General features: G+C 70.1%; 15 protein-coding genes and 1 tRNA gene. 9 read left to right on the top strand and 7 right to left on the bottom strand.

The annotated features are described in order from the left end of the window. Positions 1 to 40: 40 nt before the first annotated feature. Positions 41 to 114: transfer RNA gene (locus tag CG747_RS14315), tRNA-Met, on the bottom strand. 706 nt (positions 115 to 820) lie between these two features. Here CG747_RS14315 and CG747_RS14310 point away from each other — a divergent pair. From CG747_RS14310 to CG747_RS47180, 7 genes are all read left to right on the top strand, one after another. Continuing rightward, the gene (locus tag CG747_RS14310) at positions 821 to 1186 is read left to right on the top strand and encodes a hypothetical protein (RefSeq protein ID WP_100602090.1); all 366 of its coding nucleotides are present in this window, start codon (positions 821 to 823) and stop codon (positions 1184 to 1186) included. Between the two features lie 539 nt (positions 1187 to 1725). After that, the gene (locus CG747_RS14305) at positions 1726 to 2742 is read left to right on the top strand and encodes a DNA-directed RNA polymerase subunit alpha (RefSeq protein WP_100602089.1); all 1017 of its coding nucleotides are present in this window, start codon (positions 1726 to 1728) and stop codon (positions 2740 to 2742) included. Positions 2743 to 3224: 482 nt separating this feature from the next. Beyond that, positions 3225 to 3752: a transposase gene (locus CG747_RS14300; protein WP_100602088.1), complete on the top strand. Its 528-nt coding sequence runs from the start codon at positions 3225 to 3227 to the stop codon at positions 3750 to 3752. Between the two features lie 70 nt (positions 3753 to 3822). Next, entirely contained in the window at positions 3823 to 4002 is a 180-nt protein-coding gene (locus CG747_RS14295) for a CopG family transcriptional regulator (protein WP_100602087.1), read from the top strand. A gap of 1 nt (position 4003) precedes the next feature. Further along, positions 4004 to 4348, top strand: a complete 345-nt coding sequence (locus CG747_RS14290; protein WP_100602086.1) for a glyoxalase/bleomycin resistance/extradiol dioxygenase family protein — start codon at positions 4004 to 4006, stop codon at positions 4346 to 4348. 21 nt (positions 4349 to 4369) lie between these two features. Continuing rightward, complete coding sequence (locus CG747_RS14285) at positions 4370 to 5227, top strand: class I SAM-dependent methyltransferase (RefSeq protein WP_100602085.1); 858 nt, start codon at positions 4370 to 4372, stop codon at positions 5225 to 5227. Between the two features lie 10 nt (positions 5228 to 5237). Further along, a complete protein-coding gene (locus CG747_RS47180) occupies positions 5238 to 5450 on the top strand; it encodes a hypothetical protein (protein WP_146022081.1) in 213 nt (70 codons plus the stop codon). A gap of 29 nt (positions 5451 to 5479) precedes the next feature. Here the strand turns inward: CG747_RS47180 and CG747_RS14280 are convergent, their stop codons facing one another. Further along, a complete protein-coding gene (locus CG747_RS14280; protein ID WP_257980410.1) occupies positions 5480 to 6211 on the bottom strand; it encodes a flavodoxin family protein in 732 nt (243 codons plus the stop codon). A 415-nt stretch (positions 6212 to 6626) separates the two neighbouring features. Then, a complete protein-coding gene (locus CG747_RS49365) occupies positions 6627 to 7322 on the bottom strand; it encodes a hypothetical protein (RefSeq protein ID WP_257980409.1) in 696 nt (231 codons plus the stop codon). Between the two features lie 76 nt (positions 7323 to 7398). Between CG747_RS49365 and CG747_RS49360 the strand changes: the two genes are divergently transcribed. Both CG747_RS49360 and CG747_RS14265 read left to right on the top strand, forming a co-directional pair. Further along, on the top strand, positions 7399 to 8154 hold the full coding sequence (locus tag CG747_RS49360) for a hypothetical protein (protein WP_100602084.1): 756 nt from the start codon (positions 7399 to 7401) through the stop codon (positions 8152 to 8154). Beyond that, positions 8151 to 9113, top strand: a complete 963-nt coding sequence (locus tag CG747_RS14265) for a hypothetical protein (protein WP_100602083.1) — start codon at positions 8151 to 8153, stop codon at positions 9111 to 9113. Before CG747_RS49360 ends, CG747_RS14265 begins: the two co-directional genes overlap by 4 nt. A 163-nt stretch (positions 9114 to 9276) precedes the next feature. On the opposite strand, the gene CG747_RS14260 is transcribed toward CG747_RS14265, so the two are convergent. The 4 genes from CG747_RS14260 to CG747_RS14245 form a co-directional block, all read right to left on the bottom strand. After that, positions 9277 to 10056 (bottom strand): SDR family NAD(P)-dependent oxidoreductase, encoded by a 780-nt coding sequence (locus CG747_RS14260; protein WP_100602082.1) that lies wholly within the window; start codon positions 10054 to 10056, stop codon positions 9277 to 9279. 623 nt (positions 10057 to 10679) lie between these two features. Beyond that, complete coding sequence (locus CG747_RS14255; RefSeq protein WP_100602176.1) at positions 10680 to 11513, bottom strand: SDR family oxidoreductase; 834 nt, start codon at positions 11511 to 11513, stop codon at positions 10680 to 10682. 2 nt (positions 11514 to 11515) lie between these two features. Beyond that, the gene (locus CG747_RS14250) at positions 11516 to 12922 is read right to left on the bottom strand and encodes a hypothetical protein (RefSeq protein WP_100602081.1); all 1407 of its coding nucleotides are present in this window, start codon (positions 12920 to 12922) and stop codon (positions 11516 to 11518) included. After that, the gene (locus tag CG747_RS14245) at positions 12919 to 20322 is read right to left on the bottom strand and encodes a type I polyketide synthase (protein WP_100602080.1); all 7404 of its coding nucleotides are present in this window, start codon (positions 20320 to 20322) and stop codon (positions 12919 to 12921) included. Before CG747_RS14245 ends, CG747_RS14250 begins: the two co-directional genes overlap by 4 nt. Positions 20323 to 20408 lie beyond the last annotated feature (86 nt).

Below are 20408 nucleotides of genomic sequence, written 5' to 3'. Positions count from 1 at the left end.
GTGAAGGCCCGGTGGAATCCACCGGGCCTTCACTTTTGAGTAGCGGGGACAGGATTTGAACCTGCGACCTCTGGGTTATGAGCCCAGCGAGCTACCGAGCTGCTCCACCCCGCGACGGCACGCTGCATCCTACGGCACCGACCTGAATCGGCCGAATCGACGTCCGCCCCAGGGGCGTGGATGGCTCAGGACATGTATCGGGATGAGGTGAAGCTCCAGTCGAGGTGGCCACGGTTCTGGCACCATGCTGGTACGGACCGGCGTGAGCCGTATGCCAACGACCTCGACGCCGAACCCAGCCTCGGAGCCGTCAGCTCGGGTCCCCACCGCACCAAAGGCGACAAGGACCCTGCCGAGTGGATGCCACCGGCCAAGGGCGCCACCTGCACCCACACCGCTGACTGGGTCTCAACGAAGCTCCGTTGGGCCCTCACCGCCGACCGTATCGAGAAGGGTGCCCTGGCCGAGCCGGCGGCCGGGTGCGCGGACTCGACGGTCAGCCACTCCCCCGCACCGTGGCCACCCCAGCCAGTGGCGAGGTGGACGGATCGGCCTCGCTGATCCGATATGATCATGGTGCAGCTTCGCTCCGCGGACACCGGGAGGAAGTCGCGCGTCTGTGGTCCAAGGAAAGACGTCCACCAACCGGTGGGAGATGCAGGTGCAAGGCCGGCCGGGCGCTCCACAGAAGGTCCCCTCCTCGGAGGGGACCTTCGTCGTTGGCGGCCACGGCCGTACCCCTCGACGCCTGGGCGCTTTTTGACGGACCCCCGGACCTCTCCGCCCGCACCGACGACCTGTTCCGGGAGGACCTCGACCGGTGACCGCGCCCTCACCGCACTCCCCCGCCGTCGTCGACACCTGCGTGTGGCTGGCCGCCTACAACCACCGCGACATCTCTGTTCAACCTCTGGTCACCCCCAGGATCCTGGTCGTCTCCCCGCTTGGCCTCGACTGGCTCGACCACCTCCTCACCAATCGGGCCGGCGAGCACATTGCCATCGAGGCCGTCACCCGTATCGGCGCGCTCGCACGAACCGGGGCCCTGCAGATCGCGGTCGTCGACGGCAAGCTCCTCGACGAGGCCGAGGACCTGATGCGCACCTATAAGGGGCACCGGCTCGGCCTGACCGACTGCGTCAACGCAGCCCTGGCCTGGCGCCTGCGCTGCCCAGCGATTTCGTAGATCGATCACCACTACGCCAACGTTTTCGCGCCCCGAACTCGGTCCGAGCCGGGCTGGAGTTCATCCCGGGGCCCACCCGGAAACTCAACCGCCGCGCGGTCCCACACCGCGGTCCCGCTTCGGCGGTTCACCCGAGGTCCGGGCGCAGCCGCCGAACCCTGACGTGCGGGTGCCGGGTCGTGCCGACGTCAACCTCCACTGACATCCCCTGCCGCAGCACCACCTGGAGATCCTCCGCAGCAAGGAGGACGGCTGGGAAACCTGGTCGTGCGGCCTTAAGCGCGGGCACCATGCACCGCACCACAAGGTGCAGATGCGGTACCCCTGGGTGGACGACGCCGCGCCGGAGCTCCACGGGGCCTGAGCCGCGGGCGCGCCGGGTGATCCGCTCGGCGCCTGCTCCCTGCTCGCAGGCCACCCGCCGTGCGCGGGGAATACGGACGATGGCCGACATCGCCCCTACTCTTGGTCTATCGCCGTCGGACTGTCGTCCGGTGGCCGGCATCTCATCGCGGGTGCCGAAGACTGGAGGCCAGCTCATGCTGATTGCTCAGCGTCCCTCGTTGACCGAAGAGATCGTGGAGGACTGTCGTTCCCGGTTCGTGATCGAGCCGTTGGAGCCGGGCTTCGGTTACACCCTCGGCAACTCCCTGCGCCGGACCCTGCTCTCCTCGATCCCGGGTGCGGCGGTCACGTCCATCCGTATCGACGGTGTGCTGCACGAGTTCACCACCGTGCCCGGCGTCAAGGAAGACGTCACCGACCTGATCCTCAACATCAAGCAGCTGGTCGTCTCCTCGGAGCACGACGAGCCGGTCGTGATGTACCTGCGCAAGCAGGGTCCGGGTCTGGTCACCGCCGCCGACATCGCGCCGCCGGCCGGTGTCGAGGTGCACAACCCCGACCTGGTCCTGGCCACGGTCAACGGCAAGGGCAAGCTGGAGATGGAGCTGACCGTCGAGCGCGGTCGCGGCTACGTCTCCGCCGTGCAGAACAAGCAGGTCGGCCAGGAGATCGGCCGGATCCCGGTCGACTCCATCTACAGCCCCGTGCTGAAGGTCACCTACAAGGTCGAGGCGACCCGTGTCGAGCAGCGCACCGACTTCGACAAGCTGATCGTCGACATCGAGACCAAGCAGGCGATGCGTCCCCGTGACGCCATGGCCTCGGCCGGCAAGACCCTGGTGGAGCTGTTCGGTCTCGCCCGCGAGCTGAACATCGACGCCGAGGGCATCGACATGGGCCCGTCCCCGACGGACGCCGCACTCGCCGCCGACCTGGCGGTGCCCGTCGAGGAGTTGGAGCTCACGGTCCGCTCCTACAACTGCCTCAAGCGCGAGGGCATCCACTCCGTGGGTGAGCTCGTGGCGCGCTCCGAGGCCGACCTCCTCGACGTCCGCAACTTCGGTGCGAAGTCGATCGACGAGGTCAAGGCGAAGCTGGCCGGCATGGGCCTCACCCTCAGGGACAGCCCGCCCGGATTCGACCCGACCACTGCCGCCGGCGCCTTCGACACAGGCGACGACACCGGCTTCGCCCAACCCGAGCAGCACTAAGCCCGCCCCCGGTGGGCGCTGGCTCAGTAGGTGCATTTCTTCTCTGGCCGTGAGGTGCGTACGGCTGGATGATTTGGTGCGTGGGGGTTGGCGGGACGACCCGGTGGTACTGCCGGGAGTGCGGTGACCCGCTGCCGCCGAAGATGGCAGCGGCAGCGGAGTTCTGCTCGGGGCGGTGCAGGTCGCGGCGGTGGCGGAGGCGTCGGCAGACCCGGCAGCGGGTTATCGCAATGCAGCAGGCGAGCAGGCGGAGTGCCCGGTGTGCGATCGGTCGTGGACGGTGGGGGTCGACGTCAGCGGTGTACTGCTCCAACCGTTGGCAGGTGCGGGCCTGTCGGCAACGGCAGGCGTCACGGAAAGGCGTTGCTGAAACGCCGTAGCGCAACGCCTTGCGCGCATCACCGACACCCCCTGTTCTGCACGGGAGCTAGCGGCGATCCGCGGGCGCTTACGGGTCTTTCTGGAGGTGGAACCGGGCCGGGGTGATCACCTACATCCGCGACCAGCTCCGCCGCCGGATCCGTACCGGCAAGGGCCGCTGCCCCCACCCGGTGACGCTGATCGTCGACTCCCAGTCGGTCAAGGCCGCCTCCACAGTCGGCAAGGACAGCCGCGACTACGACGCCGGGAAGAAGATCAATGGCCGCAAACGGCATCTCACGGTCGACACGCTTGGCCTGCAAGTGATGATCACGGTGACGCCCACTGACCTCCAGGACCGCGATGCGGCCCGCGACGTGTTCCGGCGGCTCCGTCTCACACAGCCGCAGATCACACAGGCCTGGGCAGACCGCGGCTACGCCGGCGACCTCGTGGGCTGGGCCCGCGAACGCCTCTGGCTCAGCCTGCGCATCGTCTCCAGGCCGAAGGGCACCAAGGGCTTCGTCGTGCTGCCCCAGCACTCCGAAGCCCACCTGAACTGGGCACTCATCACCATGATGACCCGGCGCCTGCCCCGCAGGAGCCCCCGCACGGACAGTTGGGCCAAGAAGTCGACACCGATGCCCTGAAGCGGCTCGGGTTGGTTTGCCGTATCGGTGCACATTACGATCTAGCTTGCTAGGATGCTAGCATTCACTTGTGAGTGATGAGGAAGTCAAGCAGTTCAACGTGTACCTGCCGATCGGACTGATCAAGCAGGTCAAGTACCGCGCCATCGAGTCGGGCATGTCGTTGTCGGCGCTCGTTGCTGACGCGCTGCGCACTTACCTCGACGACGCCCATGGGGACAAACAGCAATCGCCCGAGAAGGAGACCTGACATGACGACCGAGGGAATCGAGGCCGTGTTCCTGACGACGCACAACTGGGGCAAGGCGGCGAAGTTCTTCCAGGAGCTGGGGTACAAGCTGGAGTTCGCGACGGATCACAACTCCGGCCAGCTCCGCAACGGCGACGGTCCCTACGTGTTCATCGCCGAGGTTCCCGAGGACCAAGAGCCCCAGACGCGGATCGCGCTGAAGGTGCCGGACGCAGACGCGTTCCGTCCCGATCCCGCCGTCGAGGTGGTCACGCCGTTCGAGGACACCCATTACGGGACCAAGGAGATGACCGTCCGCGACCCCGACGGGCGCCTGTGGAGCCTCCAGGCTCCCGCCAAAAACTGACTGCGACGAAGGGGGAACACCATGGCGCACGAGCAGATACAGGCACCGGACAACACCGCAGTGCGGACGGCCCTCTGGCGGGCGATGCACCTTCAGGTCGACCCGCCCCCGCATGTGATCGAGGACCAGATCGGCCTGCAACTGGTGGCCCCCGGCGATGACTGGCGCGCCCGCCCGGACATGGACCAGCAGGCCACCAGCGGGTTCCGGGCAGCCATCGTTGCCCGCGCCCGTTTCATCGAGGACCTGATCGCTGAGCAGGCCGACCGGGGCGTGACCCAGTACGTCATCCTGGGGGCCGGTCTGGACACCTTCGCCCAGCGCAAGCCGGAGCTCGCCTCCCGCCTGCGGATCTTTGAGGTCGACCAGCCCGGCACCCAGGCATGGAAGCGCCACCGCCTGGTCGAACTCGGCTACGGCATCCCTGACTGGCTGCACCTGGTGCCGGTCGACTTCGAGGCGAGCGAAGACTGGCTGAAGAAGCTGGCCACGGCTGGCTTCGATCCCGGTCGGCCAGCGGTCATCGTCTCCACCGGCGTCACCATGTACCTCACCAAAGACGCCACCGCGGCTACCCTGCGCCAGATTGCCGGGCTTGCACCCAGCTCAACGCTCGCCATGACCTTCCTGCTGCCGACCGAACTCGTCGACGACGCAGACCGCAGCGGCCTCCGGGCGAGCGAGGAAGGCGCGCGAGCATCTGAAACGCCGTTCATCAGCTTCTACACCCCGCAGGAGATGCTGGCACTGGCACGCGAATCCGGCTTCAAAGACGCCCGACACGTACCGGGGACTTCGCTCGCCGAGCGCTACTTCGCCGACCGGACTGACGGCCTTCGCCCGTCAAGCGGAGAGAACCTCCTGCTGGCCACCACCTGATACCTCGTCAATGCCGTCTGACCTCCGAGCCCTGTGGTTCAAAAGCACCTGCTCAGACCACACGCGGCTGCTCGCACAGGTGCCGCTGACCGTACCGCGCTCGATCATGGCCACGCGCTTGCCCCTTGGTCCGGGCGGCAATGGTGGCAATGGCAGCAATGGCGGCCGCGAACGCGGCAGAGCCGGAACCGACGGCGGCGAGATCGAGGTCGGACCGCACTGATCTCGTGATGCTCCCCTGGTGTGGAGCGGTCAGCGGTAGTCGGGGTTGGGGAAGTCGAAGCGGCAGCCCGCCTCCCACTCGGAGCGTTGGTTGCCGTGGGCCGGGATGCCGCCCGCATCCTTCAGCAACCGGGCCAGGTGGAGCAGGTTCCACGTCATGAAGGTGGTGTTGCGCTTGGTGAAGTCGTTCTCCGGGCCGCCGGAGCCGGGATCGAGGTAGGACGGCCCCGGGCCGGCTTCGCCCACCCAGCCCGCGTCCGCCTGTGGCGGGATGGTGTAGCCCAGGTGCTGGAGGGAGTAGAGGACGTTCATTGCGCAGTGTTTGGCGCCGTCCTCGTTCCCGGTGATCAGACAGCCGCCGACACGCCCGTAATACGCGTACTGGCCTTGGTCGTTGAGGATGCTGGAGCAGGCGTAGAGCCGCTCGATGACCCGCTTCATCACGGAGCTGTTGTCACCCAGCCAGATGGGCCCGGCCAGCACCAGGATGTCGGCGTCCATCACGCGCGAGTAGAGCACCGGCCACGCGTCGCTGTGCGCCCCGTAATCCGTCATGTCCGGGTAGACGCCGGGTGCGAGATCATGGTCGACACCGCGGAACTCGTCGACGCGCACGCCCTGTTGCTCCATGATACGGCGGCTGACGTCGACCAGCCCCTCGGTGTTGCTGGTCTCCGGCGTGAGTTTGAGGGTGCAGTTGATGAACAGCGCGCGCAGGTCGTCGTAGCGACGTTCGACCGAGGCGGGGTTGGGGATCGTCACAGCTGCTCCATTGGTTGTGGTTGGGCGAACTGTTCTGCGGAACGCGGACGAGCAGGGTGAGCACGTAGGTCACCGGAGCGGACATCGAGCAGTTCGCCGGGCACACGGCCGTTGTAGGCCCCGTCCCGATCACACCCCGCGCCTCTCCTCGTCTCCGACCTCTGTGTCCTCTTCATATGACGCAATGAACCCCCGCGTCCGGAGCGATCGCCCCCGAAACGCCGCGGAATCCCCCGATCGCCCGCAGCGCACGTCGGCCCGCAGCGCACATCGGTCGGTGCGCGTACCGGGCACACGCCCGGGCGGCCAGCCTGGTCCTGTGAACTGGCGCCGGTGGCAGGCCACACGCCGCCGGGAGGAACAGTCAGGGCCGGTCGACTCACCGGGACCGCCGCCAGAAGGGCGGGCCTGCGTGTCACTCCCCGGGAACAGCCCCTTGGGCCCCACCGCCATCCCGTCCGTCCGGATCGTGCAGCAGGGACTGGCTGAAGCTCCGCAACCGTGTCACTGCCGTGGCGTCCAACTTCTCCCGCCGCGCCAGGGAGTTCTTGATCTCCCGGTACGTGGCCGCCTCCAGCCCCCAGCGGCGGCAGTCCTCCAGGTGCACCGCCACCCGGCGGGCGGTGACCTCGTCGGTCTCGACGTCCAGGTAGGGCTGCAGGACACGAGCCACCTGCACGTCCGCGAGGGTGGCCCGCCGGACGCCACCCACACCCGCGGCGAGGCAGAGCCCGAGCCGCACCCTGACGACCTCAACGCGGTGGTCGTCGCGAACCGGTTCCCTGCCGTGGACGGCGGCATGCACGTCGTCCACCTGGTGGCTCTCGACGGCTTCGAGCGCTATCTCGACGGCGCCACCGCCCCGCCCGGCGAGGGACTGCGCATGGTGTCGCTGTGGTCGTGGACCTTCGAGTCCGTCTACGACACCGGTATCGGCTTCGGGGACCTGGCCCACAACCTCGCCACCGGCCCGGACTCCCGCCCCGATCTGCTCCTGCGCCGCCGCGTCACCGGCTCCGGGCAGCCGGATGCCGTGCAGCGCGAGATGCTGGCCCGGTTGAACGCGGGAGCAGCGGCTCGCCTGGGCCCCGCTACCGGGCTCCCTGATCACCGAACTCGACCAGCTCGAAGCCGTTTCCCCGCACGCACACGCCTTCCTCGACGCGATCCGAAGCCGAGGCCCGGCCGTGCTCCACGCCGTCCGCGCCACCCTGGACGACGCGCTGACCACCATCGACCCCGACGGCCCCCAGGACCCCGGCCTCGGCTTCCTCCTCGGCCGCCCGCTCGCCCTCGTCCGCACCCGCATCGACCTCGAACTGTGCGGACCGGCCCGCACCACCGTCGCCTGGAGCCAGGTCGCCGCCCCGCCACCACCGGACCTCACCGACTACCCCTGGTTCGTGCGACTCGGCGACCCCCACCGCACCGACGACGGCCTCATCGGCATGATCATCGACGACAACTACGACCACCTCGACACCGTCGTGGACCCCGTCGACGAACACGACGGCTTCCTCCGCCCCATCCCCACCGACGGCGAACCACCCTTCACCGTCTCCGTCGCCGGCGAGCCCCTCAACACCACGCTCCTGGTGGACCCACGGGTACCCGTGCACGCCACCACCGACGTCCTGCCCACCGGCACCGTCCACATCCCCCAGGAATTCACCGCCCGCGCCCTGGCCCGCATGGCCGTCGCCTTCCGCGCCGGGCCACTCCAGACCGACGAAGCCCACGGCACCGCCCTCATCCCCACCCCAGCCACCGCGGCCGGCACCTGGTCCTGGGCGGAACCCGCCACCGATGGCTGGCGCACCCTGCCCCTCACCTCGCCCGACCCCACCGCAACCCCCTTCAGCCACCCCGACCTGCGATCCGGCTACCTCCTGCTCGGCGACGCCGTCACCAGCACCGACCACACCACCGGAGAACACGCATGAGCCTGACCGTCTCCCAGACAGTCGCCGCCCCCGACGGAGCCGCACCCGCCTCCGCCGACCAATCCGGGCTGGTCTACGAACTGACCACCCAACCCGACCCGCTGCGGGTCTCCCCGGCTCAAGGCGCCCTCGAACACGGCGACATCGTCATCGTCGGCAGCGCACTGAACTTCAACACCATCGAGATCCAGCGCATCACCGTCGGATTTCCGGTCGGCGACCTCGCCCACTCACTGACCGAGCACTTTCGTGACATCGAAGCCACCGTCAACCACGACGGCGCCAGTTGGCCCCCCGCCCACAACGAGGCCGAACAGGAGATCGTCTTCAACCCTCCTGGTGGAGCGGCCACCGTCGAGCCCGGCCAGGGCGTGACCATCCAGCTCCGCAACATCCCCGTCAACCGCCAGGTCGGAACCGTCCCCCTCACCGTCATCGTCAGCTGGCGACGGGAAGGAACCGCCAGCTGGCGCGACGACATCGACACCCTCACGGTCGGCAAGTTCCCCCCGGACTTCACCCTCGCCAACCTCAAGGCCGACCCCATCGCCCTCGAACACAGCGGCAGCACCACACTGACCTGGCAAGCCTCCGACAACGCCACCTACAAACTCCTCTACGGCACTGCCGAGATCGACGTCACCAACGTCCGTACCTACACCGTCCCCAACCTCAAACAGACCACCCCCTTCTACCTGCGCGGCATCGCACAGTCCGGCAACACCTCCGTCGAACGCACCCTCACCAGCCTCGTCACCGTCAACGTCCCCGACCTCGAAGTCACCAACCTCTTCGTCCGAGGCACCCTCAGCACCCGCCTGGTCTCCAACCTCATGCGGATCAGCTTCACCACGAAGGACGGCTGGGGCGCCCCGGTCGCCGTCAACCTCCACTCCGGCGCCAACCCGCCGCCATGGCCATCTACAACAACCGCCTCTACTGCGTCCACCGCGCCCTGATCGGCGACAACCTGCAGTGGTCCGCCTCCATCGACCGCCTACCTGCTGCCGATGATGCTCGACCGCTCCTACGACAACTCCGTGGCCACCATTGCGGGTTCTGCCGCTGCTGCGCGAACCGCTGTGGTTGCCTACGCAGCGTCATCTTCTCTTGTTCGGCCGGCTATTCGGGGAACGGGCCGCGGACGGAGACTCCCCCGTCCAGGACGATCTGCTGGCCGGTGACATAGCGTGCCTCGTCCGAGGCCAGGTAGACGGTCGCAGCGGCCATCTCCTCCGACGTGCCGTAGCGGCCTGCTGGAATCTCCGGGACCCAGTCGCCGGCGGGGTTGGCGTTGTTGACTCCGGTGCTGATCGCTCCACCTGCGACAACGTTCATCCGGATGCCGTCGGCTGCGTACTCGGCCGCAACGGTGCGCGCCAGGCTGTTGAGGCCGGCCTTCGCCGCGCCGTATCCGGCCTGCTTCGGTGCGGCCATGAATCCGGTGACCGAGCCGATGCTGACGATGTTCCCGCCCGTTCCTTGTTCCAGGAACAGGCCAAGTACGCGCCGTACGGCGCGAGCCACGTAGCGCAGGTTCAGGTCGTAGACGGTCTCCCAGTCCTCGTCGCTCATCTCGTGGAGCTTGACCGCGGGCACGAACGCCACCTGCCCGCCGACCACCGTGACCAGGGTGTCCAGACCGCCGAGTCGTTCCGCCGCGCCGACGATCATGTCGTCGAGCTGTTCACGTGAGCGGACGTCGCCGCTGATCGCATGGGCGGTGTATCCGGCCGTCCGCAACTCGTCTGCCGCCTCGGTTGCCCGTGCGGCGTCCACGTCGGCCACCACCACTCCCGCCCCGGCGGCGGCGTAGGCACGGATGACGGCGCGACCGATCCCCGTCCCGCCACCACCGATCACCAGAGCCCTCTTGCCGTCGAGTCTGCCCGCCCCGGTCATGAACCCTCCATCCTCGTCGAGTTGCCCAAGGCTAGTAGGTCCTGTCCCGCCGATCGCATAACGTCCCTGCGGGATCTGTCTTGAGCCTGGTGCGTGAAGCCGTCACAGCCATGGAGCCGGCGGCCCGCCGCAGGTATGTGGAGAGTCTGCTTGCGCCGCTGGTGGGCGACCCCGCCCTACTGGCGGAGCTGATGGGGTGAGCAGGTCTCGCGTTGGGCTGCCGACGGCGCCGCGGTGAAGCTGACCATCGAGTCCGGGAACTCACTCGTCGAGGGCGCCGCACGGTCGGCCTGGACGGCTGGCGGGCCCTGGCCGACCGTGCCGGAGGTGCTTGTCCGGATCGTGAGAGCCGCATCACGCCTGTGGCGGTCGCAGGCTGTTGAGGGCGTCCTGGAGCCGCTGTGCGGCCTGGGCGTCGAGGATCCAGTGCGCTGCGGCGTCGGTCAGTTCGCTCGCCAGGGCGGTGGACATGTCCTGCGGGGATCCCCTTGGCGGCACCATCGACCATAAAGAAGTGAGGCGGAAGCTGGAACCAGACAGCTTCCGCCCCCTTCTACCGGGTGCTGGAACCCAGACGGTGGCTCACTTCCCGGCAAACGCCCAAGGCGGCGTGGGGCCGCGTGTCAGGGATGGTCCTGGGTCCGTGTGCCGTGTCGGTGGCGACGAGGGTCGCGCCAGAGCGCGCTCGGGTTGGTGAAATCCCAGGTGAAAGGCCGGATGAGGGGGTGTGGCAGGTGGCGCAGGGCCCAGCTTGCGCACTTGTAGCGGCGACTGGGGATGCTGACGTAACGGCCACGGGCAAGGTCGCTCAGGGCGGTGGCGACCACGTGTCCGGGGCTCAGCCAGGCCCAGGAAGGAAGATTGAGCGTGCCGAGCTGGTTGCGGTCGAAGAAGTCGGTGGCGGTGAAGCCGGGGAGGAGCGTCATCATGCGGACGCCGCTGGTGACGACCTCCCTGGAGCGGGCGACGGCCTCGGTGAAGGCGAGTACCCATGCCTTGCTGGCGGGATAGGTGGTGGCCAGACCGCCGATGCCCAGTGCGGTGAAGGAGGAGACGTTCACCACCTGGCCGGACCGGCGCTCGATCATGCGGGGCAGAGCGGCATGGGTCAACCGCATGACGGCGCGGATGTTGAGGTCGAGCAGAGTCGCTTCGTCGGCTACGTCGTTGGCCTGGAACGGCCGACTCAGTACGGTCCCGGCGCTGTTGACGAGGAAGTCGACGGCTTCCCCGGCAGTGAGCCGACGCTCCACAGTCGCACAACCGCCGGCGGTGGCGAGGTCGACGGCCATGGTCTCGACGTGCACTCCGGCCGAGGTGCGAACGGTCCGGGCAAGGTCGTCCAGGGCGCTGCGGGTGCGCGCCACGGCGATGAGGTCGTAGCCGCGTCGGGCCAGTTGTTCCGCGAAGGCCCGGCCGATGCCGGAGGACGCTCCGGTGATCAGTGCGGTGGGCACGGTCACACCGGCTGTTCGATGTGGTCGGTGCGGAAGCCGACCGATGTGGCGAAGACGTCGAGCAGTCCGCTCAGTGGTTCGGCGGGCAGTGCGGGCTTCCACAGCTCCACGGCCATCTCACCGTGGTAGAGCATCGGCCAGCGCACGTAGTGCCTCGGGTCGTCGGGGTCGTGGACGGCGCGCGAGCGCCGGACGGTGTCGGCGGCGACGTCGGCTGTCAGATCGCTGCCGCAGCCGAAACCGTAGGGGTAGCTCTCCCGGTTCGGCGGAACGGTCTCGATGTGCGCGTGGTCGGTGCGTTCCACGCCGACGTGGGCGTGGATTCCGGCCCGGATGAGCGGGACTTCGCGTTCGCCGTCCGGGTGCGGCGCCCAGGCACCGGACGTCGTGCGGGTGACCCGGACCTTCGGGGCGGCATGGAGGAAGGCCCGTACCTCCCATGCCTCCACCGATGGCCCGAGCGGGCGCCGGCCTTCGGGCGCGAGGACGCGCAGCGGGCTGTGCGGTGGGTCGAGCGCGACGATGGTGACGTCGTCGGGGTTGAGGTTCCGCTTGTCGACGTCCCAGCTACCGGAGGCGCTCACCACCAGGGCGTCGAGGTCGGGGTCGACGAGGAAGAGCATGCCTTCGCTCAGCCGTTTCCAGCCCATGTACTGCTCGTACAGACGGGCCAGTTCGGCCGATACGTAGCGGCTGATGTCGGTGGGCGGCGGCAGCAGTCCCAGTTCGCCCATCGTGCGGCCGGCGCGTGCGAGCTGCGCGGGGGCGGGGCTGGCGTCCCACACCCGAGCCGGTACGGCGTTGGGCACCGTCTGGTAGCTGTCGGAGATGTTGCGGGCGCAGGCGGCGGCCACCAGGCGGTCGCGCATGCGGTCCGCGGCTTGCGGCGCCGTCTCGGTGGGGTGCCCGCCTTCCATGGTGCAGAAGGTGACCTCCTCGACCTGGCCGGGGCACTCGCCTCTGGTGACGAACAGGACCTTGGGAGCCGCTGCGCGGGCCATGGCGGTGCGGGCGGTCTCCACCACCTCCGCGTGCGGCAGCGGGCTCAGCCGCTCGGGGATCTCGGCGAGGAGCACGACCTGGCGCGAGCCCACCCGCAGGCCGTGTTCCTGGCAGGCTGTGACGGCGAGTGGCGGCATCTGTTCGGGCAGCCGGTCGCGCAGTGGTTCCGGGCCGTCGGGGATGCGGGTGGCGACCAGGAGCAGGTCGATGTCGCCGTGCGAGTGCTGCACCACGGTGTGTCCCTGCTCCTCGAAGGCCGTCAGGAGCTGCCGGCCGAAGGCGGCCAGGGTGGGGTCGGCTTCCTCGTCCAGGCCCACCGCCTGGACGAGGAGGGGCCGCCACCAGGGCAGTGCGGACAGGTCGTGCAGCGGCGCCGAGGCCGCGGAGCTGGGGCTGGTGTCGGTCACTGGTCTCTCCGGATCAGCGGTAGGACGCGGCAGGCGAGGTCGTTGAGGCAACTGACCGAGGTGAGTTCGAGTACGGAGAGGTCGCAGCCGAGCCGATGGCGGACCAGGGCGGACAGCTCGACGAGCATGAGGGAGTCCATTCCCAGGTGGTCCAGTCGGCGGGTCCGGTCGACGCGCTCGGTCGAGGTCTGCAGGACCCTGGCGATCAGCTCGGCCATGATGTCGGCGAGGGCCTCCGTGGCGTCCTCGGGCGGCAGGGCCTCCAGTCGGGCCCGTACGTCCTGCGGGCTCTCGGCGGCGTCCTCGGGGCCGGTGTCGTCGATACCGTGGAGCAGCCGGGCGTGGAGCGCTGGGAAGAGCTGCCCGAGTCGGTGCCAGTCGAAGCGCCCGACGAGCGCCGTCTCCGCCTCACTGCCGACGAGTTCCCTCAGGGCGGACCACGCATCGTGCGGATCGAGTCCCTCCAGACCGCTTCGCGCGAGGGCATCCACCATGCCGGCCCGCTCTGCGTAGCCCGTGCCGCGAATGGCGCCCCACGCCACGGCCAGTCCCGGGAACCCCGCCCGGCGCCGCTCTCGTACCAGAGCCTCACCGAAGGCGTTGGCAGCGCCGTACGGGCCCTGGTGGCGGTTGCCGATCGTGGCGCTGACGGAGGAGCAGACCACGAAGAAGTCCACGTCCTGTGTGCGGGTGGCACGGTCCAGGACGAGGGTGCCCGTCACCTTCGGATGCAGGACCGCGGTGAAGCGTTCCGGCGTCAGTGCGCCGAGCGGGGCATCGTCGATGTGCATGGCCGCGTGGATGACGCCCTTCACCGGGTGGCCGCCGTCCGCCGCGTCGGCGAGGATGCGGGCGACAGCGTCGGGATCGGCGATGTCGGCCGCGTGGACGCGTACGTCGACTCCCTGTGCCGGGAGCCGGTCGAGCAGGGCGCCTCCTTCGGGTGTGCCGGCACCGCGGCGGCCCACGAGGACCAGGTGGCGGGCACCCTCCTCGGCCAGGTGCACCGCGAAGGCGGCACCCAGCCCTGAGAGGCCCCCTGTGACCAGATAACTGGCGGTGGGATCCACGGGCAGACCGTCGGCGGGGCGCTCGACGAGTGGAGCCTGGGCGAGATCGATGACGACCTTGCCGATGTGCTGGGAGTGCAGCAGGGTCTGGAACGCCTCGGTGATCCGGTCGGCTGCGTGGACCTGGTGCGGCAGTGGCCGGTATCGCTGGTCGGTGACGCGCCGGGTCAGCTCGGAGAACTGTGCGAGGGCCGTCTCGGGAGCCTGTACCGCCAGACTGCCGACGTCCACGCCGAAGTAGGAGATGTTGTTGCGGAACGGGCCGAGCAGCAGCGGTGTGTTGGCGTACAGGTCGCGCTTGCCGAGTTCGACGAAGCGGCCGCCGGGGCGCAGGCTCTCCAGGCTGCGCGCGATGGCTTCCCCGGCAAGGGAGTTGAGGACGACGTCCACGCCGCGGCCCGCGGTGGCGGTGCGCACGTCCTCCGCGAAGGACAGGTCGCGGGAGTCGAAGACGTGGCGAACGCCCAGCGCGCGCAGCAGCTCCCGTTTGGCCGGGGTGCCGGCGGTGGCGATGACATCGGCGCCGACGGCGTGGGCGTATTGGACGGCGGCCAGGCCGATGCCGCCCGCGCCGCCGTGGACAAGCACGGTTTCCCCGGAGCGCAGGCGGGCCTTCTCCTCCAGCGCGTACTGCACCGTGAGGAACACGGCGGGCAGGGTGGCCGCCTCACTGAAGCGCATGCCGTCGGGCATGCGGCCGCTCTGGTCGGCCCGCACCGTGACGTGGGAGGCCAGACAGCCGTAGCCGGACGCGTAGACCCGGTCGCCGGGAGCGAAGGCCGTGACGCCGGGCCCGGTCGCGGACACGACTCCGGCGCACTCCAGGCCGAGGCGGGGGCCGCCCTCGCCGGGCGCGTTCTCGTCCGGCACGAGGCCGGTGGCGACCATCACGTCCTTGTAGTTGAGGGCGGCGGCCTTCACGTCGATCAGGAGCTCTCCGACACCCGGCTCTCGTGTGGGCTCGGGGCACCAGCTGAGCTGGTGCCGGAGGCCGGGTTCGCGGAGCCGCAGCCGGTAGTGGTCGCCCGGGGCCGGGCGCCTGGACGGAGCGGCGGAGGTGACCAGGCGAGGCCGGAAGCGTCCGTCCGGTGTCAGAACAGTCTCCGAGGCGTCGTCCTCACCGAGCAGGTCGCCGACCAGGCGCTCGGCATCGCGCCCGGGGTCACCGCCGGACTCCAGCGAGACGCAGCGAACGTGTACCCCCGGATACTCCGTGGCCAGGACCCGGCCCAGGCCCCACATCGGCGCATCTGCCAGGCTGAGCGGGCGCTCCGGAGCGGGAAAGAGGCCCGTGGGCGGAGTAACGAGACACAAGTGGCCCCGAACGAGGGCCAGTTGCTCGGCCAGATCCCGCAGTGCGCCGGCACGGCAGGCCGTCAGGTCCTCGACATCGTCGGCTGCGGTCGCGCCCGCGTTCAGGATCACCACCACGCAGGGCGGAGCGTCGGGGGCTGCCGCGGCGAGCACAGACAGCGGGGCGGTGTCCCCCAGGCCGGTCAGCGGAACCGCCAGCCGCGTGGCCACCGCCTCGCCCAGTTCCGCTGCGGCGGGTTCGGCGACAACCGCCCAGCAACCGGCGACCGGGTACGGAGAGGGGAGAGCCGATACGGTTCTTCTTCCGGCGCGGCGGGCCAGGAACACGGTGGTGTCCTGGCGCGGGACATCGGGTGCGACGCCCGTGTGCTGCACATCGTCGAAGCCTGCGCCGGCGAAGCACCGCGTCCACGCCTCGCGTGACAGCAGGGGTGGCCCACCGCGCCGGTCGTCCATGCAGTCCCCGTACTCGTCGAGCAGGCCGAACAACGAGCCGACGAGATCGGCGTCCAGGCCCTCCAGGCCGAGGAGGAGCCCCCCATCGGCGAGCAGACCGGCGACTCGACCGGCGGCGCGGTGCACGTCGGCGGCAACGTGCACCGCGTTGGCGGCGAGGATCAGGTCGAAGCTCGCCTCGGCGAAGCCCTGGCCCGCGGGATCCTGGTCGAGATCGAGGGTGCGGTATTCGATGATGTCGTGGTCACGGAAACGGGCCTCGGCGCGGACGAAGAACGCGGCGCTGACATCGGTGAAGGTGTAGCGCGTGCGGTCGGCCGGCAGCTCGGGCAGGACGGCGGCGGTCAGACTGCCCGTGCCGGCGCCGATTTCGAGCACGCGCAGCGGTCGGCCCTCGGGCCAGTGGCGGACGATCTCGCGGATCAGGGCGCGAGCGTGGAGGTTGTGCAGCCTCTGGTGCGGCGCGTCGCTGTACAGCTGGGACATCAGGTGCCGGTCGACGTCGGCGTAGAGCATCTCGCGCGGGGCTGCCGCGCCGCGCAGCAGCTCGGACAGGTGTGGGCGGCACCGGTTGAACATGGCGCTGGTGGCCCCCCAGTCCGGCAGTTCCCGCAGTTGGGCGCGGACCTGGGCTTCCGGGTCGGGTGGGGTGTCGGCGAATCGCCAGCGGGCGGGGCCGGTCCCGGACGTCTCCCGCGTGGCGAGCAGGCCGCTGTCACAGGCAGCCCGGGCCATCAGCTGCACCAGCGGGCTGTACTGGGGGCGCACCCCGGCGTCTTCGAGGTCGCCGATCCCGAACTCCTGTGCGTTGGGGAGGAGTTCACGGAAGGCACGGCCGGCATAGTGGCCCAGCACCCGCCAGTTCAGCTCCGCGAACCTCGGGTAGCGGTCGTCCGCGGTCGCGGTGAGCCGGCGGCGTTCCTCACGGGTGGCCTCCAGCAGCTGCGCGGGGGCCGGCAACGCAGGGCATGGCGCGGGCCCGCCGGACACGGGTAGCGCGCGTAGCGCGACCTCATGGCGGGCCGGGCGCCGGGCACCCTCGTGATCGAAGCGGCGCAGCCGGCAACCGGTCAGCTCCAGGCTCACCCGGCCGTCCGGGTCCAGCACCTGCAGGTCCCACACCGCCTCCCGGTCACCGACCGCCACGGCCCGGACGTGGACGAAGCCACGGTCGGCGGGCTCACGCCACAGGCGGGCCCCTTCGATACCTACGGGCAGGAACAGCCGCACCTCACCCGGCCCGGCGAGCAGTCGGCAACCGGTCTGCAACGCCCCGTCCACCAAGGCAGGATGGGCGAGGTAGCCGGTGGTGTCTGCTCGGAGCTGGTAGGCGGACAGGACCTCGCCGTCCCCTCTGCGCAGATCGGTCAGCACCTGGAAGGCGGGGCCGTGCCGCACCCCGGCCCGGCGCAGTGCCGCGTAGTGGTCGGTCACCGCTTCCGGCAGTTCCAGCCGGGCCGTGAGCGCGGCGAGGTCGACCCGCTCCGGCGCGGCCCGGTGCAGCCGCCGCACCCGCCCCCGGGCGTGCTGCTGCCAGCTGCCTGTCCCGCCGGTGCGGCTCGCGACGCCGACCGTTCCTGTCTGCGGCTCGAAGGAGGTCTGCAGCAGCACCTCATCCGTACTGTTCTCGCCGGGCAGGACACAGGCCGCGGTGATCAGCAGGTCCGTCACTTCCAGCGCTGCCGTGTCGAGGGCTTCACGGCCTGCTTCGAACGCGGCCTCCAGATAGGCGGTGCCCGGCAGCACGCAGGCGGTGCCCACGTGGTGGTCGTCCAGCCATGGGGCACGTGCCGCCGACAGGGGGCCGTGCCAGGTGGGGTGGGCCACCGCAGCCCTCTGCCCGAGCAGCGGCCGCTCCACGGCGCCGTCGCTGGTGACCCTGCCCCACCAGTTCGGTGCGCCGTTCCAGTGCCGTTCACGCTGCCACGGATAGGCGGGCAGAGCCACGACGCGCCCCGGGCGCGGGAAGTGCGCGTGGACGTCGTAGCGTGCGCCCGCCGCCACCGCGTGCGCCACGGCCGAACGGACGGCGCCCGGGCCGTCGCCACGCCGGGTGCAGGTGCGGACCACGGCCACGGTGCGGTCGCGGCGCCGCTGGGCGAGGCGCCGGAGGTAGGGGCTGAGGACCGCGTGCGGGCCCACGTCGACCAGGACGTTGGTCCCCAGGTCCAGCATGGCGTCCACTGCGGCGCCGAACAGCACGGGGCGCCGCACGTTGTGCCACCAGTACGCCGCGTCGAGGCGCTGCTCCTCGGCCAGCAGGGCGCCGGTGACCGTGGAGACGAACGGCAGGCTCGGCCGCCGGGAGCGCAACGGGGCCAGTGATGCGCGCAACGGCTCTTCGATCGGCTCCATGGCGCTGCTGTGGAAGGCGTGGTCGAGGTCGAGGGGGCGGAAGAAGACGCCGTGGGCGGTGAGTTCCTCGCCCAATGCGGTCAGCGCGGCGGTGTCCCCGGCGACGGTGGTGTCCGTGTGGCTGTTGATCCCGGCGATTTCCAGTCGGTTTCCGTACGGGGTCAGTGCCTTGAGGGTGTCCTCCTCTGACAGACCGACCGCGGCCATGCTTCCCTCCCCCGCGGTGAGCGCCTGAGCCCGGCTGCGGCAGGCGACGACCAGCGCGGCCGCGTCGAGGTCGAGTGCTCCGGCGGTGTACGCGGCGGCGATCTCCCCGACGCTGTGCCCGGTGACCACCGCCGGGCGCAGGCCGCGGGCCGCGAGCAGTTCCACCAGCCCGACCTGGAAGGCGAACAGCAGCGGCTGGGCCACCTCGGTGGCCTGGATCCGGGAGCCTTCCGCCCCCACGTACATCTCCTCGACGACAGACCAGTCCAGGTGACGGCTGAGCGCCGCGTCCACCTCCTCGACCGCCTCACGGAACACCGGCTCAGCGGCGAGCAGGTCCGCGCCCATGCCCGCCCACTGCGAGCCGTTGCCGGCGAACGCGAAGGCCGTCGTGCCGTCCTCGACCGCCGACGCGGAGGCCAGTCCGGGCGCCGGACGCTCGCCCTGGGCCGCGCCACGCAGCGCCCGCGCCGCCTCGTCGGGGGCGGAAGCCAGGACCACGGTTCGGTGGTCGTACAGGGTGCGGCGCTGCGCGGAGGTGAAGGCAAGGTCGTAGAACTCCTCCTCGCCACACGTCTCAAGCCGCGCAGCCATGCGTCCACACGCTTCACCGAGCGCCTCCGGGGACCGGGCGGACACCACCACCGGCAGCGGGCCGCCGGTACCGGTCCGGTGGCTCCGGTCCTGCTGCGGGGCAGGGCCGACGACCACATGCGCGTTTGCGCCACCGAACCCGAAGGAGTTCACCCCGACCACGGACTCCGGCCCCACTTCCACGGGCTCGGAGCCGGTGACGGGCCGGAGCCGGAGACCGGCGAAGTCGATCTCCGGGTTCAACGGTTCGGCATGAAGGGTGGCCGGCACGGTCCGGTCGCGCAGTGTCACCACGGCCTTGAGCAGGCCCGCAACGCCGGAACCGGCTTCCATATGACCGATGTTGGACTTCACCGAACCGATCGGCAGAGGGCCCGTCGTCCGGCGTTGTGCCAGGGCCTCGCCGATCGCGGTGCACTCGATGGGGTCCCCCACCGCCGTCCCGGTTCCGTGCGCCTCCAGGTACACGAGCCGGTCCGCCTCGATCCCGGCGTCGCCGTACACGTTTCGCAGCAGGGCGCTCTGGGCCTCGCCGTTGGGTAGCGCGAGGCCCGGCGTCCAGCCGTCGTTGTTCGTGCCGCTGGCCACGATCACCGCGTGTACCCGGTCGCGGTCGGCAAGTGCCGCCGACAGCGGCTTGAGCAGTAGCAGCCCGCCGCCCTCGGCTCGCACATAGCCGTCGGCACCGGCGGAGAACGCCCGGCAGCGTCCGGACGGCGACAGCATGGAGGCGCCGGAGAAGCCGCTGTAGCCGTACGGGTCGAGCAGGATGTTGATGCCGCCGGCCAGGGCCATTCCCGACCGTCGGGTACGCAGGTGCTCGCACGCCTGGTGGACCGCGGTCAGCGCCGAGGAGCAGGCCGTGTCGACCGTGACGCTCTGACCGTGCCAGTCCAGCAGGTGCGAGATCCGGTTCGCGGTGTTGCCGCCGGCCATGCCGGAGACGGTGTAGGCGTCCCCGCTCTCGGGCCGCATCCCCTGAAGCGTCCCGTAGTCCTTGCTGGAGCACCCGATGAACACGGCGCCGTCCGTGCCGGCAAGCCGTCCGGCGTCCATGCCGCCGTCGTCCAGGGCCTCGGCCGCCAGCTCCAGAAGCAGCCGCTGCTGCGGGTCCATACGGGACGCCTCCCGCGGCGAGATCCACGAGAAGTACGCGCAGTCGAACCCCGCGATGTCGTCCAGGAACCCGCCCGCCACGGTGTAGGTCCGCCCGGGGCGCCGCCGGCCGCCGTCCAGGAACGACGCGGCGTCGAAACGGTCGGGCGGCACGTCGGTGACGGCGTCCTGGCCGGCGAGCAGGAGCGCCGCCAGGTCGTCGAGCGACTCGACGCTCCCCGGCAGCCGGCACCCCACGCCCACGACGGCGATGCACGAACCCGAGGGAGGGTTCTGGTCCGTATCCACACGAAGCTCCCTACGCCGAATCACCGACACCGACGCCGCAGCACAATCGCTGCGATTTCACGTATAGACGATGAAGAGGATTCATC

The organism is Streptomyces sp. CB02959 (genome assembly GCF_002803155.1).
Taxonomy (GTDB): Bacteria; Actinomycetota; Actinomycetes; order Streptomycetales; family Streptomycetaceae; genus Streptomyces.
This window is presented reverse-complemented; position numbering and strand designations above follow the sequence as displayed.

Coding starts and splice junctions, on each gene's coding strand:
- CG747_RS14305 (WP_100602089.1), top strand. CDS start 1,726: ATGCTGATTGCTCAGCGTCCCTCGTTGACCGAAGAGATCGTGGAGGAC.
- CG747_RS14290 (WP_100602086.1), top strand. CDS start 4,004: ATGACGACCGAGGGAATCGAGGCCGTGTTCCTGACGACGCACAACTGG.
- CG747_RS14285 (WP_100602085.1), top strand. CDS start 4,370: ATGGCGCACGAGCAGATACAGGCACCGGACAACACCGCAGTGCGGACG.
- CG747_RS47180 (WP_146022081.1), top strand. CDS start 5,238: ATGCCGTCTGACCTCCGAGCCCTGTGGTTCAAAAGCACCTGCTCAGAC.
- CG747_RS14265 (WP_100602083.1), top strand. CDS start 8,151: ATGAGCCTGACCGTCTCCCAGACAGTCGCCGCCCCCGACGGAGCCGCA.
- CG747_RS14260 (WP_100602082.1), bottom strand. CDS start 10,056: ATGACCGGGGCGGGCAGACTCGACGGCAAGAGGGCTCTGGTGATCGGT.